Source organism: Aeromonas sp. HMWF017 (genome assembly GCF_003061465.1).
GTDB lineage: Bacteria > Pseudomonadota > Gammaproteobacteria > Enterobacterales > Aeromonadaceae > Aeromonas > Aeromonas veronii.
In genome coordinates, this window is sequence record NZ_QAJD01000166.1 from 3,809 (window position 1) to 5,388 (window position 1,580).

General features: G+C 53.2%; 2 protein-coding genes and 1 pseudogene. All 3 read left to right on the plus strand.

The annotated features are described in order from the left end of the window. Positions 1–487 (plus strand): OmpP1/FadL family transporter (locus DBR30_RS22545; RefSeq protein WP_258224497.1); only part of this gene is annotated, 487 nt, incomplete at its 5' end. Between the two features lie 191 nt (positions 488–678). Beyond that, positions 679–1,077, plus strand: a complete 399-nt coding sequence (locus DBR30_RS18375) for a hypothetical protein (RefSeq protein WP_225315416.1) — start codon at positions 679–681, stop codon at positions 1,075–1,077. Continuing rightward, positions 1,074–1,580, plus strand: a pseudogene (locus tag DBR30_RS18380) (HlyD family secretion protein); the annotation flags it as partial. The gene DBR30_RS18375 and the pseudogene DBR30_RS18380, both read left to right, overlap by 4 nt.

A 1,580-nucleotide genomic window follows, 5' to 3' on the forward strand; every position in this document is an offset into this window, starting at 1 on the left:
TCTAGGGGTCGAGATCATGATTCCGCAGACCATTACGCTAAGTGGCTATCATCAGCTCAACGACCAGTGGGCCTTGCTGGCCAGTGCCAACTGGCAGCAGTGGTCCCGTTTTGGCGATATCGGTGTGGCATCTGCCATGGGCAGCCAAACCATTGATATGAATTACAAGGATACATGGCATGCCAGCCTGGGGGCACAGGTTGATGTCACCCCTGCACTGCGTTTGAGCAGTGGAATTGGCTATGACAGTAGTGCCGTGAGTGATGAGTACCGTACTGTGATGCTTCCAGTGGGTTCTGGTTGGCGCTGGGGTCTGGGGGCCAGTTATCAGTTGAGCCCAGTCACCAAGGTGGAAGCCAGCTATACCCTGGCCTGGCTGGGTGATATGTCAGTGGATCAGGACGGGATCGGTCGCCCGCACTTGTCCGGCAGCTACAACAACAGCTACCTGAACTTCTTTAACATCGGTGTGCAACACCAGTTCTGAGTTGTGAGCCTTGCAAGCCTTCACTGGTTGGGGGCTTCTTCGTTCTGCCCATTGCGCCGATCCGGCACGTTATTAGCTGGGTGGCTCGTGAGGTCCACTTGTTTGCTCATCCGTTACTCAAGGAACAACATCAAATGTCATCACAATCAACCTCTGCGTTAGCGCGGTGGCTTTGGCGCCTGACGTTTATATTGGTCACGGTCGCTCTGGTTGTCTTCTTCTCGAAAGGTGCCCACATCTATCCAATTGAGGCGACCAAGTTCAACCATGCTTTGCCAGCCATCATGGTACTGCTTGATTCCGAGATCTTTATGGGGGTGATTACTGTGATCACTCTCTATGTAGTCCTCTATCTGGTCTATCTGCTGTGGCAACTGCATGAGATCGCTGTGCATCGTGCCAAGGTGTCTGAGTCGGTGCATATCACCCTGGTGTTTGCGCTCTCCTTGTGCGGACTGTTTATCGACAAGACCTGGTGGGTGCTTGCCGTCATCATCGCCTTTGCCCGTTGGGATGTGCTGAGCGAGCGGATGAGCCTTATTATCGGCCATGGTATTCGACGTGGTCGTCATGAGGGGGAGGCATCATGAAAGAGATCCTGCTGCCCTATATCCTGATCGTCTGGTTGCTGGTCAAGCTGAACATATTGCCTTGGAACCTAAAAACGGGTTTTTGGAGTACCGCAATTGGCGCGTTATTGGCGCTTGGTTTGTTGACTACCTCTCGCCATTTGGCTCCGGTGGATTTTACCGATTCGGCGACGGTCAAGGCACCTCATGCGGTGTTGGGACCCTTACTAGGCATCAACCAGTTTCATCAGATAGATCAGATTTATGTTGCGCATAATCAGCGCGTTGCGCGTGGTCAGCCCATTTATAGCCTTGCGGACTGGGAGAGTAACGGTAAGTCTCAGGCGTTGAGCTATCAGATTGACGCCCAGCATGCCCAGGTGGCGTCAGAGGTAAGCCAGCAGCGAGCGATCCAGTCACGACTGAACCTCAATCACAAGGAATTGGCTCGGCTGACCCAGTTGGGTAACTTTGCCAGTATTCAGAGCCGTGACCAGCTGCAGACCCAAATTGATGGCGATCTG